The sequence below is a fragment of the Pantoea sp. X85 genome (genome assembly GCF_029623675.1).
Taxonomy (GTDB): domain Bacteria; phylum Pseudomonadota; class Gammaproteobacteria; order Enterobacterales; family Enterobacteriaceae; genus Pantoea; species Pantoea leporis.
Genome location: NZ_CP121108.1, coordinates 928,525 through 945,272, shown reverse-complemented (window position 1 = coordinate 945,272; position 16,748 = coordinate 928,525). Strand labels below are relative to the sequence as shown.

General features: G+C 56.2%; 20 protein-coding genes and 1 pseudogene. 8 read left to right on the top strand and 13 right to left on the bottom strand.

Annotation, left to right across the window (positions count from 1 at the left end; translation table 11 throughout):
* The first annotated feature begins 34 nt into the window (after positions 1 to 34).
* From P6287_RS04290 to tssD, 3 genes are read left to right on the top strand one after another with little or no spacing between them, the layout of a single operon-like run.
* Positions 35 to 556, top strand: a complete 522-nt coding sequence (locus P6287_RS04290; RefSeq protein ID WP_192415404.1) for a DUF2778 domain-containing protein — start codon at positions 35 to 37, stop codon at positions 554 to 556.
* Entirely contained in the window at positions 531 to 803 is a 273-nt protein-coding gene (locus P6287_RS04285; RefSeq protein WP_277974563.1) for a hypothetical protein, read from the top strand. Before P6287_RS04290 ends, P6287_RS04285 begins: the two co-directional genes overlap by 26 nt.
* On the top strand, positions 804 to 1,295 hold the full coding sequence (gene tssD / locus P6287_RS04280) for a type VI secretion system tube protein TssD (protein WP_101762526.1): 492 nt from the start codon (positions 804 to 806) through the stop codon (positions 1,293 to 1,295).
* Between the two features lie 315 nt (positions 1,296 to 1,610).
* Here tssD and P6287_RS04275 read toward each other — a convergent pair.
* Both P6287_RS04275 and mtnK read right to left on the bottom strand, forming a co-directional pair.
* Positions 1,611 to 1,697: pseudogene (locus tag P6287_RS04275) on the bottom strand (hypothetical protein); the annotation flags it as partial.
* A gap of 83 nt (positions 1,698 to 1,780) precedes the next feature.
* A complete protein-coding gene (mtnK, locus tag P6287_RS04270; protein WP_192415406.1) occupies positions 1,781 to 2,980 on the bottom strand; it encodes an S-methyl-5-thioribose kinase in 1,200 nt (399 codons plus the stop codon).
* Between the two features lie 105 nt (positions 2,981 to 3,085).
* Here mtnK and mtnA point away from each other — a divergent pair, with 105 nt between their 5' ends.
* The gene (gene mtnA, locus P6287_RS04265) at positions 3,086 to 4,105 is read left to right on the top strand and encodes an S-methyl-5-thioribose-1-phosphate isomerase (protein WP_277974562.1); all 1,020 of its coding nucleotides are present in this window, start codon (positions 3,086 to 3,088) and stop codon (positions 4,103 to 4,105) included.
* 128 nt (positions 4,106 to 4,233) lie between these two features.
* On the opposite strand, the gene P6287_RS04260 is transcribed toward mtnA, so the two are convergent.
* The 3 genes from P6287_RS04260 to P6287_RS04250 are packed head-to-tail and all read right to left on the bottom strand — an operon-like array spanning position 4,234 to position 6,072.
* Positions 4,234 to 4,776 (bottom strand): acireductone dioxygenase, encoded by a 543-nt coding sequence (locus tag P6287_RS04260; RefSeq protein ID WP_101762530.1) that lies wholly within the window; start codon positions 4,774 to 4,776, stop codon positions 4,234 to 4,236.
* 1 nt (position 4,777) lies between these two features.
* Entirely contained in the window at positions 4,778 to 5,461 is a 684-nt protein-coding gene (mtnC, locus tag P6287_RS04255; RefSeq protein ID WP_277974561.1) for an acireductone synthase, read from the bottom strand.
* Positions 5,458 to 6,072 carry a methylthioribulose 1-phosphate dehydratase gene (locus P6287_RS04250; RefSeq protein ID WP_101762532.1) on the bottom strand — a complete coding sequence of 205 codons (615 nt, stop codon included), beginning with the start codon at positions 6,070 to 6,072 and terminating at the stop codon, positions 5,458 to 5,460. The genes mtnC and P6287_RS04250 overlap by 4 nt, the downstream gene beginning before the upstream one ends.
* A gap of 131 nt (positions 6,073 to 6,203) precedes the next feature.
* Between P6287_RS04250 and P6287_RS04245 the strand changes: the two genes are divergently transcribed.
* From P6287_RS04245 to P6287_RS04230, 4 genes are all read left to right on the top strand, one after another.
* Positions 6,204 to 7,364 carry a pyridoxal phosphate-dependent aminotransferase gene (locus P6287_RS04245; protein ID WP_101762533.1) on the top strand — a complete coding sequence of 387 codons (1,161 nt, stop codon included), beginning with the start codon at positions 6,204 to 6,206 and terminating at the stop codon, positions 7,362 to 7,364.
* Complete coding sequence (locus P6287_RS04240; RefSeq protein WP_271460150.1) at positions 7,352 to 8,122, top strand: amidohydrolase; 771 nt, start codon at positions 7,352 to 7,354, stop codon at positions 8,120 to 8,122. The genes P6287_RS04245 and P6287_RS04240 overlap by 13 nt, the downstream gene beginning before the upstream one ends.
* 132 nt (positions 8,123 to 8,254) lie before the next feature.
* Positions 8,255 to 8,566, top strand: a complete 312-nt coding sequence (locus P6287_RS04235) for a type II toxin-antitoxin system HigB family toxin (protein WP_101762563.1) — start codon at positions 8,255 to 8,257, stop codon at positions 8,564 to 8,566.
* Positions 8,563 to 8,979, top strand: coding sequence for a transcriptional regulator (locus tag P6287_RS04230; protein ID WP_137386846.1), 417 nt, complete (start codon positions 8,563 to 8,565; stop codon positions 8,977 to 8,979). Before P6287_RS04235 ends, P6287_RS04230 begins: the two co-directional genes overlap by 4 nt.
* 43 nt (positions 8,980 to 9,022) lie before the next feature.
* On the opposite strand, the gene katG is transcribed toward P6287_RS04230, so the two are convergent.
* From katG to P6287_RS04190, 8 genes are all read right to left on the bottom strand, one after another.
* Positions 9,023 to 11,221, bottom strand: coding sequence for a catalase/peroxidase HPI (gene katG / locus P6287_RS04225; RefSeq protein ID WP_110867814.1), 2,199 nt, complete (start codon positions 11,219 to 11,221; stop codon positions 9,023 to 9,025).
* Between the two features lie 142 nt (positions 11,222 to 11,363).
* Positions 11,364 to 11,699 (bottom strand): hydroxyisourate hydrolase, encoded by a 336-nt coding sequence (gene uraH / locus P6287_RS04220; protein ID WP_101762537.1) that lies wholly within the window; start codon positions 11,697 to 11,699, stop codon positions 11,364 to 11,366.
* On the bottom strand, positions 11,696 to 12,190 hold the full coding sequence (gene uraD / locus P6287_RS04215) for a 2-oxo-4-hydroxy-4-carboxy-5-ureidoimidazoline decarboxylase (RefSeq protein ID WP_192415414.1): 495 nt from the start codon (positions 12,188 to 12,190) through the stop codon (positions 11,696 to 11,698). The genes uraH and uraD overlap by 4 nt, the downstream gene beginning before the upstream one ends.
* A 2-nt stretch (positions 12,191 to 12,192) precedes the next feature.
* On the bottom strand, positions 12,193 to 13,458 hold the full coding sequence (gene hpxK / locus P6287_RS04210) for an allantoate amidohydrolase (protein ID WP_277974560.1): 1,266 nt from the start codon (positions 13,456 to 13,458) through the stop codon (positions 12,193 to 12,195).
* Positions 13,455 to 14,690: an alanine--glyoxylate aminotransferase family protein gene (locus tag P6287_RS04205; RefSeq protein ID WP_222233039.1), complete on the bottom strand. Its 1,236-nt coding sequence runs from the start codon at positions 14,688 to 14,690 to the stop codon at positions 13,455 to 13,457. Before P6287_RS04205 ends, hpxK begins: the two co-directional genes overlap by 4 nt.
* Before the next feature lie 21 nt (positions 14,691 to 14,711).
* Complete coding sequence (locus P6287_RS04200; protein WP_101762541.1) at positions 14,712 to 15,443, bottom strand: amino acid ABC transporter ATP-binding protein; 732 nt, start codon at positions 15,441 to 15,443, stop codon at positions 14,712 to 14,714.
* Positions 15,424 to 16,080, bottom strand: coding sequence for an amino acid ABC transporter permease (locus P6287_RS04195; RefSeq protein WP_097097590.1), 657 nt, complete (start codon positions 16,078 to 16,080; stop codon positions 15,424 to 15,426). Before P6287_RS04195 ends, P6287_RS04200 begins: the two co-directional genes overlap by 20 nt.
* Entirely contained in the window at positions 16,080 to 16,745 is a 666-nt protein-coding gene (locus tag P6287_RS04190) for an amino acid ABC transporter permease (protein WP_061717544.1), read from the bottom strand. Before P6287_RS04190 ends, P6287_RS04195 begins: the two co-directional genes overlap by 1 nt.
* Between the last annotated feature and the right edge of the window lie 3 nt (positions 16,746 to 16,748).

Below are 16,748 nucleotides of genomic sequence, written 5' to 3'. Positions count from 1 at the left end.
AGTTACTACATGGATTAAAGGTTAGGGATTAACGATGCCAATTATTGGTAAGATGATTTTGAACGGCGCAGATTTCGTGCCGTTGAATCTGTATGGCGTGGGCGTCTTCATGGCGTTTTCCGGAAAAGGTGCCTACAGAAATATTCCTGCATGTATGGCCGTCCCAAACGTTGGGCCTATCCCACCGGGTAAATACTGGATTGTTGAGCGTGGGAGGGGTGGCCTGCTTTCATGGGCTAAGGCAAAGTCACAGGATTTATATAACCGCGTTTTTAACGGTGCTGAATTTGATCGCGACGAATGGTTTGCTTTATATCGTGACGATCTGAGCATTGATGATGAAACGTGGATTAATGACGTCAAACGCGGATTATTTCGCCTTCATCCCGGCCGCGTATCTGAAGGATGTATAACTCTCCACCTTAATTCAGACTATGCACTAATTCGTAATGCCCTTCTGATAACAGCGCCGATCCCGGTTCCTTGCATGAAAAATTTAATGGCGCGCGGATACATTGAGGTGGTTGCCGGTGGTTATTCAAACACTTGCCCGTAGAGCGGCCAAAGTCGCTTTTTTTCTCGCGCTGATGCTCGTTGTCGCCCGTACTCTGGGCCCGCCAGAGTTATGGTTTAACGAACAATTAGCCTTGAAAATCGGCCAAATGATCTACGGGAATGAAGAGATTGGAGCGGATCGTTTTTACGACATCTATTTCTACATGTCCGTATGCACAGTGATTCCCATCACGGTTGTTATTTACATTTTAACAATGAAGTTAATCAAAAAAATAAGGAGCAAATAAATGCCAATTCCTCCGTATATGTGGCTTAAAGACGATGGTGGCGCGGATATTAGAGGTTCTGTCGATGTTCACGAACGTGAAGGCAGCATTGAAATTATCGGCCTGAGCCACGGTATTAACCTGCCGGTAGACACCGCTAACGGCAAAATAACCGGCACGCGCCAGCATTCATCAATGATGATCGAGAAAGAGGTGGATAGCTCAACGCCTTATCTCTATAAAGCAGCGGCCACCGGCCAGACGCTGAAAAGCGCCGAAATTCGTTTCTACAACATCAGCGATGCGGGCCAAGAGGTGTGCTATTACACCGTGCTGATGGAAAACGTGAAAGTCACCGGCGTTAACTGCGGCGTGGCCAACACAAAACTGTCGGGCAATGACAAGCTGAACCACACGGAAAGCGTCAGCCTGCAGTATGAAAAAATCACCTGGCGTATTGTGGATGGTAATATCCAGTACACGGACGCATGGAACGAACGTCCTTCTGCGTAATCCGTTAGTAATTAACTTTCACTCAGCAAATAAAGCTTTTCCAAAGAACTTCGAAGAATTTTAAGCCTTGCCACAGTCTGAACGTGACAAAATGATCGCAAGCGCTGATGTTTTTAGCATCGACTTAAACGTTCACACCGATAAGATTGTGCGTGGCCGCCTGGATGACATCAACGCAGGAAAATTACTGTCATTGAATCGTCCCTTCAGCTGTTACCGAATGAGCCGGGTGTTGAACACATCGTTATGAAGCTAAAAAATCCAGCTTAAACGTGAAATAAAAAAAGCCCCGGAAACGGGGCTAATGCCAGTCAGTTAAGCCTGACTGGCATTTTTTCTTTTGGCTGTCGGGTACTTCCAGGGCCTCTCTTTCTCCACTCTCGGGAACGACCTCTCCCGTCGCCCCGCAGTTTAACTATCTGTTTTTTTGCTGCGCAGCGTCAGCCGGTTATTCTGCAGCCCTGCTTGATTTCCCGACGCCAGCATTAACCCGCCTGACGAATCCGCGCAATCAGCGCATCCACATCAGCAACATGATCGGCAGCCAGAATCAGCGTGCGTCCCAGCGTGATACAGCTGCGAATACACTCGGTGCGCATGGTCTGATCTTCAATCTGTTTGAAATCCGCAACGTGAGACATTCCCACCGTGCGGCGGATCAACTCGGTACCGCAATAACCCAAGGTATCGCGCCACACTTTGCGCAGGAAAGATTCGGCGTAACCGGGATAGGCCAGCGCCACATCGCGGGTTTTCTCTTTCGCCAATTCCAGGAAGCGGCTGGCAAACTGATTACAGATATCCTGCACGTCATTCAGACGACGTTCACGCCCTTCTGCCGCCTCACGCGGTGCCAGCAAGCCCGGCAGGCAGCAGTAGTTGATCAGCAAGTTGCCTATCGCGCTGCCGACATCAAAACCTATCGGCCCAAAGTAACCAAACTCCGCATCAATCACTTTCAGGCTGCCATCGGCGACAAAGATGGAACCGCTGTGTACATCGCCATGCAGCAAGGCTTCCGCATCGGCGAAGAAACGGTGTTTGAGACCGGCCACGGCGATTTTTAGCGCATCGTCGCTGCGCAGGCTGACCACCAGCGATTCCAGCGCCGCAGGATATTTGTTGCGCTCATGGTCAATAAACGGATCGTTGAAGAATAAGTCTTCGGTGATTTCGCACATTTCCGGATTAATGAAACGCGCCACTTCGGCTTTTTTCTTATGCGGATGCAGGAAGAAATCGGAGGTATGGAACAGCGTCTGCGCCAGATATTCGCCAACCTGACGACCGGCCTGCGGATAATACGCACCCTTCACCAATTCGCTCCGCCAGATACGATGACTGGAGAGATCCTCCATCACCATCACCGCCAATTCGGCATCGTAATGAGTGACGTTGACGGTGTGCTGCGGGCAATGTTTGTAGTGCTCAATCAACGTCTGCGCTTCGAGACGCGCACGATCCAGCGTGAGTGGCCAGGATTCACCGACACAACGTACATAGGGCAGCGCCTGTTTTACCACCACGCGGCTGCGGCCTTGATTATCGAAAATTTTAAACACCAGGTTGAGATTGCCATCCCCGATCTCCTCGGCGCTCACCAGCGCTGACGGATCGTCCACGCCGCCAAATTGTTGAGCATATTCCACAGCATCGGCAGCATTGAACGTACGGTATTGCGACATTGCCTGTTCCTCGATTATCGATAGTAATAAGCCGTTCAGACGTCTATACATCCGCTACGCATGTTGGCACAATAGCCAGCATTAACGCAACAGGGATTTCACACCATGCAAACACTTCGTACCACCAGCCTTGAGGTTCGCGATAATCAACTGTGGATCCTTGACCAGCAGGCGCTGCCACAACAACAGAACTGGCTGCCCGCGCACAGCGTCGCGCAGTTGGTCGAACACATTCATGCCTTGCGCGTGCGCGGTGCGCCGCTGATTGGCCTCTCAGCCAGCTTGCTGCTGGCGCTGCTGGGTGAGCAAGGCGCAGCGCGCGCAGAATTAGTGACGGCGCTTGAGGTGCTGCGCGCGGCGCGCCCAACGGCGGTGAACCTGATGAATAACCTTGATCGCATGAAAACTGCGTTGGCCGAAAGTGATTTCGTCACGGCGCTGAGCCGCGAAGCACTGCGTCTGGTGGCCGAAGATAAGCAACTGTGTGACAACATCGCCCGCGCCGGCAGCACGCTGGTAAAACCGGGCAGCCAGCTGCTGACGCACTGCAATACCGGTGGGCTGGCGACGGCCGGCGTCGGCACGGCGCTCGGCGTTATCGCTTATGCCCACCAGCAAGGTTTGGTGAAAAATGTCTGGGTGGATGAGACGCGGCCGCTGCTGCAAGGTGGCCGTTTAACCGCGTGGGAGCTGGGTGAGCTAAACATTCCTTATCAGCTGATTACCGACTCAATGGCCGCCAGTCTAATGGCGCGCGGCGTGGTCGATGCTATTTGGGTCGGCGCGGATCGTATCGCAGCGAATGGTGATGTCGCTAACAAGATTGGCACCTATAGCCTGGCCGTGCTGGCGCACTATCACGGTATTCCGTTCTACGTCGCCGCACCGCACACCACGCTGGATAGTCAATGTCCAAACGGCGACGCCATCCCTATCGAGCAGCGCGCCGCCAGCGAAGTGACCGGCGTTGCAGGCAGTTTTGGTAGCGTGCAGTGGGCACCGGAAAGTGCGGCAGTCTATAACCCGGCCTTTGATGTGACGCCAGCGGCGTTGATTAGCGGTTGGGTGCTGGATACCGGTGTGGTAACGCCTGCGCAGGTAGAGGAAGGGATATTTTTGCCGTAAATAGGCGCAATTTTCCCCTCACCCCGGCCCTCTCCCGCAAGCGGGCGAGGGGGAAAACCATACTTGCCTGTTTGCACGATCGGTTCCCTCTCCCACTTGTGGGAGAGGGTTAGGATGAGGGCATAAAATCACGCCAAACGCGGATACGCATCAGCAATCTTATCGCCGGTGAAATTCGCGACCCAGCCTTCCTGATTATCGAAAATGCGGATCGCGGTAAAGTGCGGCTCAGAACCCATATCAAACCAGTGCGCCGTGCCAGCGGGCACCGAGATCAGATCATTCTTCTCACACAAAATCTGATACACCTCGCCCTCCAGATGCAGACAGAACAGCCCTGAACCTTCAACAAAGAAGCGTACTTCATCTTCGCTATGCGTATGTTCGTTAAGGAACTTGGTGCGCAGCACCTCTTTCTGCGGATTATCCGCACGCATGCTCAGCACATCCCAGCTCTGATAGCCCTTCTCGGCCACCAGACGATCAATCGCATGTTGATAGGCGTTGATAACCGTCTCTGCATCAGGATCCGCACCCAAATCGCGATCGGCTTCCCAGCGTTCAAAGCGCACGTTTTTCGCGTTAAGACGCTCGCGAATCGCCTCGGCATCGGTGCTGTGCCACACCGGTTGCTGGGCTTCGGTATCGGTAAAAATGGTCAATGCACTCATGTTAAATCGACTCCGGTTTAATCTGGGAAAAATCGTTGACCTGGTAATGACGACTGGCGTTATCCGCCGCGCCACGAATTAACTGCACGGTATGCCAGCCCGCATCCGCTGCCGCATCCAGCTCCTGATGAATATCCGACAGGAACAGCAATGACGCAGGCGCAAGGCCGATTTTTTCGGCGATATTGCGATACGATTGCGCTTCACGTTTCGCGCCGACGCCGGTATCAAAATAGCCGCTGACCAGCGAGGTTAAATCACCTTCATCGCTGTAGCCAAATAACAGTTTTTGCGCGGCGACCGATCCCGAGGAATAAACATACAGGCCAATCCCCTGCTGCTGCCAGCGCGCAAAAGCCGGCAGCACGTCGGGATAGAGGTGGCCGGTGAACTGGCCTTCAACGTAGCCGGCGCGCCAAATCATGCCCTGCAGGGCTTTGAGGCCCGGTGATTTGCGATCCTCATCGATATAATTCGTGAGTGTGGTAATCAGCTCCTCCAGCGTGGCCTGAGGCGCAGCGGACTCTGCACGCACCGCGTTGAGTGCGGCGGCGACGTTTTCATCGGTATGATTTTCCCGCACGTACGCCGCTAAATGCTGACGCGCATAAGGGAACAATACCTGATGCACAAACTGGATATCGCTGGTGGTGCCTTCAATATCGGTAACAATGGCGCGGATCATTTGGCCTCCAGCAGGCGACGTTGCAGTTCACATTCAAACAGAAATTCCAGACCTTCCAGATGGCGACGCGCTTCGTTCACGTCCTTGCCCCAGCAGGTCAAACCGTGGCCGCGCAGCAGAAAACCATATTGCAGCGGCGTAGCGGCGGCAAAAGCTTCAATGCGCTGCGCCAGCGCCGTCATGTCTTGATCGTTATCGAACAAGGGAATGGCGATGGTGTTCAGATGCGTCTGCTGCCCGGCCAGCGTTTTCTGCATCTCATAACCACTGAGCAGCAGCGCATCGCCCTTCTCCACCCGCGACAGCACCGTCGAGTTGACCGTGTGCGTATGCAGCACCGCACCCGCCTGCGGAAACAGGCGATAAATCAAGGTATGCAGACCGGTCTCCGCCGAAGGCGTGCGGCCCGATGGCACGGCGTTGGTAGCGATTTCAACCTGGATAAAATCATCGCGCGTCAAGCTGCCTTTATCTTTGCCGGACGCACTCAGCAGACAATACTCCGCGTCCTGCCGCACCGACATATTACCGCCGGTCGCAGGTGCCCAGCCTTTGCCACCAATCCAGTGGCAGGCGGCCACTAAATGTTCCAGTGGAAGAAAATCCGTCATAGCGATATACCGACTCCGCAGATTAGTTTAGACGTCTAAGCGTCTCGATTGCCAAATGTTAACATCCTGTTTATAGTGGCAGCAACACAGGGTTTCTCCGCAACGACATTCGCGCTTAAGGCCACAAAACAATGACGCAGCACAACCTGATCCCCGAGAGCAAATTACCGGCGCTCGGCACCACCATCTTTACGCAAATGAGTGCGTTAGCGCAGCAGCACAACGCCATCAACCTGTCGCAAGGCTTCCCCGATTTTGACGGTCCGCGCTATTTGCAGGAGCGCCTGGCGCATCACGTGAGTCAGGGCGCCAACCAATATGCACCGATGATCGGCGTACTGCCACTGCGTGAGGCGATTGTTGAGAAAACCGCTGCGCTTTACGGCCACACGCCTGACGTCAACAGCGATATCACCGTGACGACGGGCGCGACCGAAGCGTTGTACGCAGCGATCACCGCGCTGGTGCGTCAAGGTGATGAAGTGATCTGCTTTGACCCAAGCTACGACAGCTACGCGCCTGCGGTGCAACTGGCGGGCGGCGTGTTAAAACGCATCGCCCTGCAGCCGCCGGGTTTCCGCGTTGACTGGCGCGAATTTCGCGGCCTGCTGAGCAGCAAAACCCGCTTAGTGATCCTGAACACGCCGCATAATCCGTCCGCCACCGTGTGGCGCAAAAGCGATTATGCCGAGCTGTGGCAGGCGATTGCGGAGCAGGAAATCTATGTGCTGAGCGACGAAGTGTATGAGCACATCTGTTTCACTGAAGAGGGCCACGCCAGCGTGTTAGCGCATGCTGAACTACGTCAGCGATCCATCGCGGTGTCATCCTTTGGTAAAACCTTCCACATGACCGGCTGGAAAGTGGGTTACTGCATTGCCCCGGCGGCGATCAGCGCTGAAATCCGTAAGGTGCATCAATATCTGACCTTCTCGGTGAATACGCCAGCACAGCTGGCGATTGCCGACATGCTGCGTCAGGCGCCTGAGCACTATCGCGAACTGCCAGAGTTCTACCGCGCGCGCCGCGATCGCTTTATCCAGGCGCTCTCCGCCAGCCGTTTCAAGCTGCTGCCGTGCGAAGGCACTTACTTCCTGCTGGTCGATTACAGCGCCATTTCCGATCTGGATGACGTGAGCTTCTGCCAGCTGCTGACCAAAGAAGTCGGCGTGGCGGCGATTCCGCTGTCGGTGTTCTGCGCCGAACCTTTCCCGCACAAGCTGATTCGCCTGTGCTTTGCCAAACAGGAAGCGACGCTCGACGCCGCTGCGGAGCGCTTATGTCAGCTTTGAAAATTACCGTTCTGCAGGAAACCCTGAGCTGGATGGATGGCGCGGCTAACCTGCGTCATTTCGACGGTGTGCTGAAAGGCATTACAGGCCGCGACATCATTCTGCTGCCGGAAATGTTCACTACCGGTTTTGCTATGGAAGCTGCCGAAAGTTCGCTGCCGCAGGATGACGTCGTGGCGTGGCTGCACGCGCACGCGCAAACCAGCAATGCGTTAGTCGGCGGCAGCGCCGCAATCCAGACGGAAAAAGGCGCGGTGAACCGCTTCTTGCTGGTCGAGCCAGACGGCACGTTGCATCAGTACGACAAACGTCACTTGTTCCGCATGGCCAATGAACATCAGCACTATGTGGCGGGCGAAACACGTGAAGTATTTGAGTGGCGCGGCTGGCGGATTCTGCCGCAAATTTGCTACGACCTGCGCTTCCCGGTTTTTTCGCGTAACCACAACGATTACGATTTGGCGCTGTATGTCGCCAACTGGCCGGCACCGCGTGCGCTGCACTGGCAATCGCTGCTGTTAGCCCGTGCAATTGAAAACCAGGCTTATGTCGCCGGTTGTAACCGCGTCGGCAGCGATGGCAATCAGCATCAATACAGTGGCGACAGTCGAATCATTTCACCGCTGGGTGAGATTCTGGCGAGTGGAGAGCCCTTTGCGCGTGCGCGTCTTGATGCGGAGCTTTCGCTGGAGGAGCTGCAAGCCTACCGCGAACGCTTCCCGGCTTGGCGCGATGCGGATGGGTATACGCTGAAGTAGCCTCTTTGCCGCGTGGACGCTGCGCAGCACATTTTCCCCTCTCTTAAAAACCCGCTAAAATTTTGTTTCCTGCTTGGAAACATGGCATTGTTGCGCTACCATGTTTCCATGTTGGAACATGTCGAGGGAATGATGCACGTTATCTCAAGGAAAGTGTTTACAGAAGCGACACGGAGTTTTCCAAATGATGCAGCAGCATTGGATGCCACTTATCGAACTTTAAATGGCAACGATTTTGCCGATCCAGATGCGCTCAGAGCCTTTTTTCCAAGTCTTGACCGAATGAAATACCGGGCGAAATGGTGGGTGATTAACGTAGGCGGAAATAATCTCAGAGTGATGTTTTTTGCTGATTTTATAGCCCAACGAATCTTCATTAAACACGTTGTAACGCATGCCGAGTATGACAAATGGGTAAAGCATTATCGGGAGAACAAAGAATGATTGCCGAAGCCATCCAGGCCAGCAACAATCTGATTAAAGCCGTCCCGCTGCTGGGCGGAAGTAACGCCAAAGCTGATTATGAGCAGGCGTTAGAACTGGTGGAGTATCTGATTGAACATCAACCTGATCATCCGCTGATTGAAATGCTCACCGATAAAGTGGCGAAATATGAAGATAGTGCGCCGGAATTTGCTGCGTTCAACGCGCGTGTCACTGCATTACCTGGCGGTGTCGCGTTACTGCGGGTGTTGATGGATCAACATAATCTCAATCAGTCATCCTTCGTGAATGAAATTGGTCAGCGTTCTTATGTAAACCGAATTTTGAAAGGAGAACGTTCGTTGACAGACAAACACAAAGCCGCGCTGGCTAAACGTTTTAACCTGCCTTTCGAAGCGTTTCGCGAAGATTAAAAGAGGAAGCCGCAGCAGAGAAATCCGCTGCGGCTTTTTAAGCTTACAGCTCGAAGCGATCCAGATTCATCACTTTGGTCCAGGCGGCAACGAAGTCGGTCACGAACTTCTGCTTCGCATCGCTGCTGGCGTAAACCTCGGCCAGCGCGCGCAAGATAGCGTTCGATCCAAACACTAAGTCGGCACGTGTCGCAGTAAACTTCACTTCGCCGCTCAGACGATCGCGACCTTCAAACAGCTCTTCGCTCTCATCGGTGGCTTTCCACGCGGTACGCATGTCGAGCAGATTAACAAAGAAATCATTGCTCAGCACACCAACGCGATCGGTAAATACGCCGTGCTGGCCGCCGTCGAAGTTGGTGCCCAATACGCGCAGGCCACCGAGCAACACCGTCAATTCTGGCGCGCTCAGCGTCAGCTGTTGGGCTTTATCCAGCAGCAGCGTTTCGGTTGAAGAACCTTTGGCGCTGCGGCGATAGTTACGGAAACCATCGGCCAACGGCTGCAGGAAGTTGAACGACTCAACGTCGGTTTGATCCTGACGCGCATCCACCCGGCCCGGCGTAAACGGCACTTGCGTTGCCACGCCAGCGGCTGAAGCGGCCAGTTCGATACCCACGCTACCTGCCAGCACAATGACATCGGCCAACGATGCTTTGCCTGATTCCTGCTGAATCTTTTGCAGGATTGGCAGCACATCATTGATTACGCTGGCATTCACCGCCCAATCTTTCTGCGGCGCTAACGCCAGACGCGCACCGTTGGCTCCGCCACGTTTGTCACCGCCACGGAAGGTGGAGGCTGAAGCCCAGGCCACTGAAACCAGCTGGCTGACGCTCAGACCTGAAGCCGCAATGCGCGCTTTAATCTCGCTGATATCAGCCGGCGTTGGCTGATGAATCGCCTGCGGTAACGGATCCTGCCACAGCAGATCTTCCTTCGGCACTTCCGGGCCGATGTAACGCGCTTTTGGTCCCATATCGCGGTGCGTCAGTTTGAACCAGGCGCGGGCAAAGGCTTCGTTGAACGCCTGCGGATCGTTGAGGAAGCGGCGCGAAATCTTGCCGAACTCTTCATCGAAACGCAGCGTCAGATCGGTTACCAGCATGGTCGGTTTACGTTTTTTCTCCGGATCAAACGGATCCGGGATAATCGCTTCAGCATCAACCGCTTCGAACTGGATGGCGCCCGCTGGGCTGCGTGTCTGTACCCATTCGTATTTGAACAGGTTCTCGAAGAAGTAGTTGCTCCACTGCGTGGGAGTTTGCGTCCACACCACTTCCAGACCTGAAGTGATGGCATCTTTACCCACGCCGCTGCCATAGCTGCTGGTCCAGCCAAGGCCCTGCGCTTCAATCGGTGACTCTTCAGGATCAACGCCAACATGGCTGGCTTCTGCCGCGCCGTGGGTTTTACCCAAAGTATGACCGCCAGCAATCAGCGCCACGATCTCTTCATCGTTCATGCCCATGTTGCCGAAGGTGGCACGAATCGCCGGCGCCGCTGATTTTGGATCGCCGCTGGCTTCCGGTCCTTCCGGGTTGACGTAGATCAGGCCCATTTCGGTAGCGCCCAGCGGTGCATTGGCCAGCGCTTCTGGATGGCGATGCGCCAGCCATTCGGTTTCGTGGCCCCAATCCACATCCATATCCGGTTCCCACACGTCTTCACGACCGGCACCAAAGCCGAAGGTGCGGAAGCCGGCGTTTTCCAGCGAGACGTTACCCGCCAGAATGTAGAGATCGGCCCAGGAAATTTTTTGACCATATTTCTGTTTTACCGGCCACAACAGGCGACGCGCTTTATCGAGGCTGACGTTGTCCGGCCATGAGTTCAGCGGCGCAAAACGTTGCTGACCGCGACCTGAACCGCCACGACCATCAATGGTGCGATAAGTACCCGCGCTGTGCCACGCCATGCGAATGAACAGCCCAATATAGCTGCCCCAGTCGGCTGGCCACCAGGATTGCGAATCGGTGAGAAGTGCGCGGATATCGGCTTTTAACGCGGAGTAATCCAGTTTGCTGAATTCGTCGCGGTAGTTGAAGGTGTCACTAAGCGGGTTGGAACGGTTGGAATGTTGGTTTAACAGATCGACGCGTAACATATTGGGCCACCAGTCGCGGTTGGATGTCCCGCCACCGGCGCCGCGCGCCAGAACACTCTTCTCTTCAGACGCCCCGTGATGAAAGGGGCACTTGCCTGCGGCTGCTGCATTATCGTTATTGTCGTGCGTGCTCATGTTTATCGGCTCCATTGGCTTCATATTGCTTTCTACTATGCGACTAAGATTAGCCGCACTTTCGCCAGGAATATATTTGGATGAACCGAAGGTTTTGATAGTTACTGGCTTTCAAGCGCAGCGCGTGAAGTGGCGCACATTATCAGCTGCCGCGATAAGTCGACCACGACCACGGCGAGATGAGAAACGGCAGATGATAATGGCTGCCTGTGGCGCCAATCACGAAATCAATCTGCGCACTCACGTAGAGCGCATCGCGCCCTTCGGCAGCAAAGTAGTCGCCAATCTCCGCCGTCAAACGGTAATGACCTGGCGCCAGCGGTTCGGGCGTCAGATCTTTAATGCGTCCGTCGCTGTCGGTGTTGCCTTCCACCAGCGGCAGCCAGCCTTCCGGGCTATTTTGCTCGAGCGAAACCGCCACGCCAATCGCCGGTTTGCCCAGCGCGGTATCGAGAATATGCGTCGTAATGGTGCTCATGTGATGCTCTCCTTTAGCCGCAACAGGGTAATTTCACGCAGCTGCGCCAGCGCTTCACGCTGTTCACTCGCTGCATCATTGTTAAGCCGACGCTGCAATTCCGCCAACATCTCTTCGCCGCTGCGCCCTTTGGCACGAATCAGAAACACCCGGCCAAAGCGCTGCTCATAGGTTTGATTGCCCGCCAGCATCGCCAATTGCAGCGCGCCGTCCGCCTGCTGCATCGCCGACTGCTCACTGCGCGACAGCGTGGCCTCTTTGTCCGCGCCCGCCACGTTGTCGCCAATACGTGGATGGGCACTCAGCGCCTGCTCAAGATCAGCGGCTTGCCACCGCTGCGCCAAACGATCGGCTTCGGCCTGTAAAGCCGCAACGTCGGCAAAAGGTCGCGCCGCCACCAGCGCCTGCTGCCAGGCGGGAATCGCCACGCAGTGCGCAATCGCCGCCTGCGCAGCTTGAGGTGAAAGCTGATTAAAGTTGACCAAATCCATCTTTATTCCTTAGCGCGCGCAATATCGCAAACCGCTTGCAGATAAGCCTGCACGCCCAGCGCCACATCAGCGGTTTGTACCGATTCCGCCGGATGATGGCTGATGCCGCGATGGTTGCGCACAAACAGCATGCCCACCGGCCAGCGCTCGGCGATAGCAATTGCATCATGCCCCGCGCCGCTCGGCAGCGACAGGCTGCGCCCTTGCACGGTTTCTACCGCGTGGCTCAGCGCCTGCTGCAACCGCGCATCACAGGCGGTAGCGGCAATGTGGTAATACTCGTTGGCGCTGAAGGTTAAGCCGCGACGCAGCGCAATCGCCTGCGCCTGGGTGAGCAGCGTAGAGAGTAAACGCTCCAGCGGCTCATCCTGCGGACCGCGCACGTCAAGCGACAGCTGCACTTCACCCGGAATCACGTTGACCGCGCCCGGCAAGCAGCTCAGCGTGCCGACGGTCGCCACCAGCTGCGGATCGTGCTCTTGCGTGGTGTGCTCAATAAACACCATCCATTCAGCGGCAGCGGCCAGCGCATCTTTGCGATGCGTCATCGGCACAGTGCCCGCGTGACCCGCTTCACCGATAAAGCTGCAGTTCAGACGACGCGCGCCGTTGATCGCCGTGACCACGCCAAGCGCCAAATCTTCCTGCTCAAGACACGGACCTTGCTCGATATGCAGTTCCAGATAGGCGGCGATGTCATTGACCTGACGCGCCGCGTCGTGAATCTTCGCCGCATCGAAACCGACATCCTGCATCGCTTCCGCCACGGTGATGCCGTTGCCATCCGGGTGCGTCACCCAGCTTTCCGGCCAGCTGCCGGTAATACCACGGCTGCCGAGCAGCGTAATGCCGAAGCGCGTGCCCTCTTCGTCGCCGAAGCCGACAATCTCAATCGCCAGCGGCAAACGCTGCTGCCGATCGTGCAGCCACTGCACGGTTTCAATGGCGCTTAACACGCCGAGCATACCGTCGTAGCGACCGGCATTGCGCACCGTATCCAGATGTGAACCGAGCAGCAGCGCCTGCGCGCCCGCCTGCGCCGCTTCGTAGCGACCGCAAATGTTGCCTACCGCATCCTGCCACGTCGTCATACCCGCGGCCTGCATCCATTCACCGACGCGCGCGTTGGCACGCTGCTGCTCCGGCGACAGATAAACGCGCGTCAGGCCATCTTCGCTTTCGCTGATCTCAGCCAGCGCATCACAGCGCGCCATGACGCGAGCGGCGGCGATCTGCGCCTCGCTGGCGGTCATCAGGCTTTTATTCATGCGCGGCTCCCGTAAAGATCCCACGCCGCCTGCATCCCCGCGCCTTGCGTGGTGCGGAAGCCAACATGATTCAGCACCGCTTCCAGCGCGCTCAGGGTTTGCATCACGCAATCTTTACGCGCGTTGTAGCCCATGGTGCCGATGCGCCACACTTTGCCATGCAGCGGACCAAACGAAGTGCCGATTTCGATACCGAAATCTTCCAGCACCAGCTTGCGCACCTGATCGCCATTCACGCCCTGCGGAATCACCACGCCGAGCACGTTATTCATTTTGTGTTTTAAATCGCCAAAGGTTTCGAGGCCCATGCCCTGAATGCCTTTCAGCAGCGCATCGCCGTGTAGCTTGTGGCGCGCGATGCCGTTATCTAATCCCTCTTCCATTATCAAACGCGCACATTCACGCGCGCCAAACAGCGCGGTGGTGGCTTCGGTGTGGTGATTGAGACGTTCCGGGCCCCAGTAATCCATGATCATGCCGAGATCAAAATAGTTGGAGTAGATCATCTCGTCGTCACCATCCTGATGATCGGCGGTGCGGATGCCCTCTTCCACGCATTTGCGCTTGCGGATCACCGCTTCCATCTGCGGGCTCAGCGTGATTGGCGACGTACCGGATGGACCGCCAAGGCACTTCTGCATCCCGGCGGAGACCGCATCCAGGCCCCACGCATCGGTTTCCAGCGCGTTACCGCCGAGCGACGCGGTGGCATCGGTGTAGAACAGCACGCCATATTTCTGGCAAATCGCGCCCAGCGCTTCCAGCGGCTGCAGCATGGTGGTGGACGTATCGCCCTGCACCGTCAGCAGCAGGCGCGGCTGCACTTTTTTGATCGCGTCTTCGATCTGATCCGGCGTGAACACTTCGCCCCACGGCACTTCAATGGTGTGCACTTCCGCGCGGCAACGGCGGGCAATTTCACACAGCAGATGACCGAAACGGCCAAACACCGGCACCAGCACTTTGTCGCCCGGACGGATCGCCGACAGCAGGATCGCTTCGATACCGGCGCGTGACGTGCCGTCGATCAGCATCGTCCAGCGGTTTTCAGTGCGGAATACGCCACGGTACAGCGCCATCACCTCGTTCATGTAGTGCGTCATCGCCGGATCGTACTGGCCGATCAGCTGGCTCGACATGGCGCGCAGCACGCGCGGATCGGCATTGATCGGGCCCGGTCCCATCAACAGACGCTGTGGCGGATTAATTTGCGAAAATTGGCTGATATCCATGTTGTATTCCTTAAAGAAAGCTTAGAGGCGCACGGTAGAGATAAACTGCTTCAGCTCCGCGGTTTGCGGATTGGCGAACAGCGTTTTGCTGTCGCCCTGCTCCCAGACGCGCCCCTGATGCATAAAGACCACGCGATCGCCCACGTCGCGGGCGAAGTTCATTTCATGGGTGACAAGAATCAACGTCATGCCTTCGGCGGCCAGCTGCTCCAGCACTTTCAGCACTTCGCCCACCAGCTCGGGATCGAGCGCGGAGGTGATCTCATCACAGAGTAAAACTTTGGGCTGCATCGCCAGCGCACGGGCAATCGCCACGCGCTGCTGCTGACCGCCCGACAAATTGGCCGGATAGTAATTGATGCGCTCACCGAGGCCGACTTTCTCCAGCATCTGCGTTGCCAGCGCACGGCATTCGGCTTCACTTTTCTTCAGCACGCGGCGCGGCGCCAGCATCACGTTTTCCAGCGCCGTCATGTGCGGGAACAGGTTGAAGTTCTGGAACACCATGCCGACCGAACGGCTGATTTCACGCGCCTGCGATTCGCGGTCGGTAATTGTCATACCGCCGAGTTTGATGCTGCCTTCCTGATAACCTTCCAGCCCGTTCATGCAGCGCAGCAGGGTACTTTTACCCGATCCGCTGCGGCCGATAATCGAGATCACTTCGCCGTGATCGACATCGAGATCGACACCTTTCAAGACGTGGTTGTCGCCGTAGTACTTCTGTACCTGATTAATGGTGATGAGCGGCATTGAATTTTTTCTCCAGGTACTGGCTGTAACGCGACAGCGGATAACACATCAGGAAGTAACCGAGCGCTACCAGGCCAAACACCTTGAACGGCTCATACGTCACGTTATTCAAAATGGTGCCGGCTTTGGTCAGCTCGACGAAACCGATAATCGAGGCCAGCGCGGTGCCTTTAATCACCTGCACGGCAAACCCAACCGTAGGCGCGATGGCGATACGAATCGCCTGCGGCGCGACCACGCGAAACAGCGTTTGACCAAAGGTCAGGCCGAGACAGCGCGACGCTTCCCACTGCCCTTTTGGCAGGGCGCGAATACTGCCGTACCAGATATCCACCAGAAACGCGCTGGTGTAGAGCGTTAAAGCCAGCGAGGCGGCGGTCCAGGGCGCGACATCGATGCCGAACAAGCCGACGCCGAAGAAGGCGAGGAACAGCTGCATCAGCAGCGGCGTGCCCTGAAACAGCTCGGTGTAGGCGCGCACCAGGCGCATCGGCCATTTACGCTTCAGCAGGCGCATAAACAGCAGCGGCAAGGTCACCAGCGTGCCGCCAAAAAACGCCACCAGCGAAAGTAAAATTGTCCAGCGCGCTGCCAGCAGCAGGTTGCGCAGGATGTCCCAGTCGGTAAATTGCGTCATCATGCCGGCTGCGCTCCCAACCATTTACGTCCCAGCGCCAGCAGCAGTTGGCGCATGGCAATCGACAACGCCAGATAGATCAGCGTGGTCACGAAATAGACTTCAAAACTCAAAAAGGTGCGCGACTGAATCAGGTTGGCGGCGAAGGTCAACTCTTCGTACGACACCTGCGACACCACCGACGAGCCGAGCATCACAATGATGCATTGGCTGACCAGCGCCGGATAAATACGCTGCAGCGACGGCGGCAACACCACGCGGATAAAGGTTTGCGTGCGGGTCAATCCCAGCACGCGCCCCGCTTCCCACTGACCGCGCGGCGTCACCTGAATGCCGGCGCGAATAATTTCGGTGCTGTACGCGCCAAGGTTAATCAACATCGCCAGCAGCGCGGCTTCGCCCGCCGTCAGTTTCAGACCCAGATTGGGCAACCCAAAGACGATGAAAAACAGCTGGACCACAAACGGCGTATTACGAATCAGCTCGACGTACAGGCCCCAGATGCGGCTCGCCCAGCTCGGTTTGCCGCTGCGCAGCGCCGCGCCGAGAATACCGAGGCTGACACCGCCCACGGTGGCGAGCACGGTGATCTGAATCGTGACCCACAGTCCGGCCAGCAACTCTGGCCAGTGCGGCCAGAGATCGGCGAAGTTAAGTTGCGCCATACT

Excerpts from the sequence above, each read along its gene's own strand:
- P6287_RS04205 (WP_222233039.1), bottom strand. The coding sequence starts at position 14,690 with ATGGATATCAGCCAATTTTCGCAAATTAATCCGCCACAGCGTCTGTTG.
- mtnC (WP_277974561.1), bottom strand. The coding sequence starts at position 5,461 with ATGATCCGCGCCATTGTTACCGATATTGAAGGCACCACCAGCGATATC.
- P6287_RS04190 (WP_061717544.1), bottom strand. The coding sequence starts at position 16,745 with ATGGCGCAACTTAACTTCGCCGATCTCTGGCCGCACTGGCCAGAGTTG.
- P6287_RS04260 (WP_101762530.1), bottom strand. The coding sequence starts at position 4,776 with ATGAGTGCATTGACCATTTTTACCGATACCGAAGCCCAGCAACCGGTG.
- uraD (WP_192415414.1), bottom strand. The coding sequence starts at position 12,190 with ATGGATTTGGTCAACTTTAATCAGCTTTCACCTCAAGCTGCGCAGGCG.
- uraH (WP_101762537.1), bottom strand. The coding sequence starts at position 11,699 with ATGAGCACCATTACGACGCATATTCTCGATACCGCGCTGGGCAAACCG.
- P6287_RS04195 (WP_097097590.1), bottom strand. The coding sequence starts at position 16,080 with ATGACGCAATTTACCGACTGGGACATCCTGCGCAACCTGCTGCTGGCA.
- mtnK (WP_192415406.1), bottom strand. The coding sequence starts at position 2,980 with ATGTCGCAATACCGTACGTTCAATGCTGCCGATGCTGTGGAATATGCT.
- P6287_RS04235 (WP_101762563.1), top strand. The coding sequence starts at position 8,255 with ATGCACGTTATCTCAAGGAAAGTGTTTACAGAAGCGACACGGAGTTTT.
- P6287_RS04250 (WP_101762532.1), bottom strand. The coding sequence starts at position 6,072 with ATGACGGATTTTCTTCCACTGGAACATTTAGTGGCCGCCTGCCACTGG.
- P6287_RS04240 (WP_271460150.1), top strand. The coding sequence starts at position 7,352 with ATGTCAGCTTTGAAAATTACCGTTCTGCAGGAAACCCTGAGCTGGATG.
- hpxK (WP_277974560.1), bottom strand. The coding sequence starts at position 13,458 with ATGAATAAAAGCCTGATGACCGCCAGCGAGGCGCAGATCGCCGCCGCT.
- P6287_RS04245 (WP_101762533.1), top strand. The coding sequence starts at position 6,204 with ATGACGCAGCACAACCTGATCCCCGAGAGCAAATTACCGGCGCTCGGC.
- mtnA (WP_277974562.1), top strand. The coding sequence starts at position 3,086 with ATGCAAACACTTCGTACCACCAGCCTTGAGGTTCGCGATAATCAACTG.
- P6287_RS04200 (WP_101762541.1), bottom strand. The coding sequence starts at position 15,443 with ATGCCGCTCATCACCATTAATCAGGTACAGAAGTACTACGGCGACAAC.
- P6287_RS04230 (WP_137386846.1), top strand. The coding sequence starts at position 8,563 with ATGATTGCCGAAGCCATCCAGGCCAGCAACAATCTGATTAAAGCCGTC.
- P6287_RS04290 (WP_192415404.1), top strand. The coding sequence starts at position 35 with ATGCCAATTATTGGTAAGATGATTTTGAACGGCGCAGATTTCGTGCCG.
- tssD (WP_101762526.1), top strand. The coding sequence starts at position 804 with ATGCCAATTCCTCCGTATATGTGGCTTAAAGACGATGGTGGCGCGGAT.
- katG (WP_110867814.1), bottom strand. The coding sequence starts at position 11,221 with ATGAGCACGCACGACAATAACGATAATGCAGCAGCCGCAGGCAAGTGC.